The 2977-nt window shown below is 75.8% G+C and carries 2 protein-coding genes and 1 pseudogene; all 3 read right to left on the reverse strand.

What is annotated here, in order from left to right:
• Positions 1 to 287: 287 nt before the first annotated feature.
• Complete coding sequence (locus tag I5E_RS01360) at positions 288 to 773, reverse strand: tetratricopeptide repeat protein (RefSeq protein ID WP_022905416.1); 486 nt, start codon at positions 771 to 773, stop codon at positions 288 to 290.
• Entirely contained in the window at positions 770 to 2734 is a 1965-nt protein-coding gene (locus tag I5E_RS01365) for a DUF6807 family protein (protein WP_022905417.1), read from the reverse strand. Before I5E_RS01365 ends, I5E_RS01360 begins: the two co-directional genes overlap by 4 nt.
• A gap of 56 nt (positions 2735 to 2790) precedes the next feature.
• Positions 2791 to 2977 (reverse strand): annotated as a pseudogene (locus I5E_RS25095) (hypothetical protein); the annotation flags it as partial.

A 2977-nucleotide genomic window follows, 5' to 3' on the forward strand; every position in this document is an offset into this window, starting at 1 on the left:
GCCGCTCGCCGTGCTCGCACGAAGCCCCGGCAGGCGACGGAGGCGGACCTCGCTAACCTGCACGACCTGGCGGCGCTCGCCGTCACCCAGCTCGAGATCCGGCAGGAGTCGCTCCGCACGACGAGCGACGCGCTGCCCGTCGCGCACGCCACCGGCGACGAGGACCGCGTGCGGTAGGAGACGGTCGCCGACGACGGACGGGAGGCGCGGTGCGGGCCCGCACCGAGCCTCCAGTCCGACAGCGGGTCCCGTCTCCCGCTCGCTCGGCCGTCGGCGCTGCCGTCTCCTCAGCCGTCGGTGAGCGCGGCCGCGTAGGCCCGGACCGACCGGTGGTAGCGGGGGAGCGTCGGCTCGACGGCCTCGATCGCGACCCGGAGCGCCTCGTCGGGGCGGCCCGCGCTGTGCAGTGCGAGCGCCAGGAAGACCTTCGGCGCCGCGCCCGTCGCCGGGTGCTCCGGGGCGGCCCGGAGCATGTCGATCGCCTCGTCGACCCGGCCGAGGTTGCGGAGCGTCGAGGCGTGCTGGACGACCATCTGCGCCGCGCGCGTCGGGTCCACGGTGTCGAGGCCGGCGGCGGTCGCGGCCGTGTAGTGGACGTCGGCCTCGGCCTCGTGCCCGCCGGAGTCGTTCGCCCCGCCCAGCTCGAACGCGCCGAGCGCCGGGTGCGGTGCGGTGTCCGCCAGCGCGCGCATGCGGTCGATGCGCTCCTGGTCGTCGATCGTGTCGTCGGCCCAGAGTGCGGCGACGCGGGCTTCCCAGTCCTCGGTGCTCATCCACCCAGCGTATTGCCGGCACCGACGTCGGACGGGCCGTCCTCCGGTGCTCGGACGCCGGACGGGCCGTCCGAGATCGTGGCCCGGAACGACCGCACCAGGGGGATCCCGGGCCGGACGAGCGCCGGGGTGCGCCACGCCAGCGCGGAGCCGATCGCCGGGTACTCGGCCACACGGACGAACCACGGGTCCTCGTGGCCCTGCGCCTCGATCCGGACGGTGGCCACGGCGCCCTCGAACGCCGCCGTCCACTCGATCCACGGTGCGACCGACCCGTGCACCGCGTCCTCGCCGCTGGCCGTCGCCGTCCGGACCGAGACGTCGGAGCACGGTGGGAAGCGCCAGGTGAAGCCGCCGTACCCGGCGCCGACCCGTCCGTTGCTCCCCGGTCCACCCAGGCGGACGACCGCGTCACCCGGCACCCGGAACGACGAGGACCACGTGAGCTCCCACCCGCCGTCGACGGGCCGCCAGACGAGGGTCCGGTCCTCGTGCAGCGCGACCGTCCGGTCCGGACGCTGCCAGCGGACCTCCTGCTGCAGGCTCGGTCCGTGGCGCTCGGCGTGCAGGACCGTGGCGCGGCCGTGGTCGTCGCGCCAGACGTAGCCCTCGCCGTGCACGTAGGTCCGGCCGCCCCAGCAGTTCACGCCGTCGAGGTCGGGGATGGCGATGCCGACACCGCAGTGCCAGTCGTGGTCCGGCGGGTGGTGGGCGCTGACGACCGTGCCGCCGAGGGTCCGCACGGGGTGCAGGTACGGGCGGGGCGACGACGTCGGGATCGTCCCCGCGCCGTCGAGGACCGACGCGACCGGGACGCCGTCGACGACGAGCTCGTCCAGCACCTCGTCGCGGACCGCGTGCGCCCACGGCGCCCCGACCTCCGAGAACAGCGCGCCCTGGTCCGCCGCACGCTCGACGACCGCCTCGACGTCCGTGACGAGCGGTCGACGCGCGGGCCCCTCGCCCTCCCACGTCACCCACGGGTGGTCGATCTGCACCGGCGCGGTCGCCCGCACGGCCTCGAGCACCTCGACGAACGCGCCGGTCGACACGAGCGGCACGAGCAGCGCGTCGCCGCGGGAGCGGTGGGCGAGCAGGTTCTCGAGCAGGTCGGTGCGCCCGAGGCCGTGGGTGACCCCGTCGATCGTGACCTCGTCGGTCGTGTACCCGAGGACGGCACTCCCCGTCGTGCCACGGACCCGCACGCTCGGCAGGACCTCGGTCGGCCCGCACAGCGTGAGCGCCGCGGTCGCCTCGCGTCCGGTGGTCGTCGTGACCCGGACGGCCGAGGTGTCGTCGCCCTCGATCGCGTTCGCCCGGTACAGCTCCACCTCGACGCGTGCCACCTCCTCCGCGCGTCGGCAGCCGACGAGCGCGAGGGCGGTGGCCACGGCGTGGGCGAGCGGGTTCGTGACCACGCCGTCGAGGACGTCCACACCGTTCACCCGACGGCGGCCCGCCCACGCCGACCGGTCCCAGTACGCCTGGTTCCTCGTCCACGTGCCGACCGCCGCAGCGGAGCGGACGGTCCCGACGACCGAGCCGTCGCGGATCGCAGGGAGTGCGTGGGACCCGAGGCTCTGGAACCCGACCTGCACCAGGCGTCCGGTCCGTCGCTCGGCGTCGAGCAGGGTCGCGAGGGCCGCCCGGGTCGTCACGGGCGGCTTCTCGAGCAGCACGTCGGCGCCGGCCTCGAGCGCGGACAGGGCGAGGGGCAGGTGCGCGGCGATCGGGGCGGCGACCACCACGACGTCCACCGGTCCGTGCGCCCGCGCGGTGGCGACGTCGTCGACGACCGGCACGCCGCCGTCCTCGTCGGCGTCGATGGTCGGGTCGACGACGGCCGTCAGCGTGCAGACCCCGAGTCCGGCGAGCCGGTCGATGGTCGCCCGGTGGTGCAGGCCGTAGCCGCGCGCGCCGACGAGGACGATGCCGGGAGGCGCGGTGGCGTCGGTGCTCACATCCAGGACGGTACCGCCGGGGGTCGGACACGCACCAGCCCGTTCCCCCGGGCGGCTCAGTTCCGGCGGACGAGCACCACACTGTCGACGACGTCGTGCGGCGCACCCTCGGGCGTCGTCGCGGTGCGCGGTCGGAGCTCGGCGGCGACGACCTCCCACCCGGCACCGAGCTCCAGCGCCGCGAGGTCCTCGGCCGGCGTCGGGAACCGGTACGCCCGCATCTCCTCGGGCAGCTCGTCGTGC

The sequence above is a fragment of the Curtobacterium sp. B18 genome, assembly GCF_000333375.1.
GTDB lineage: Bacteria > Actinomycetota > Actinomycetes > Actinomycetales > Microbacteriaceae > Curtobacterium.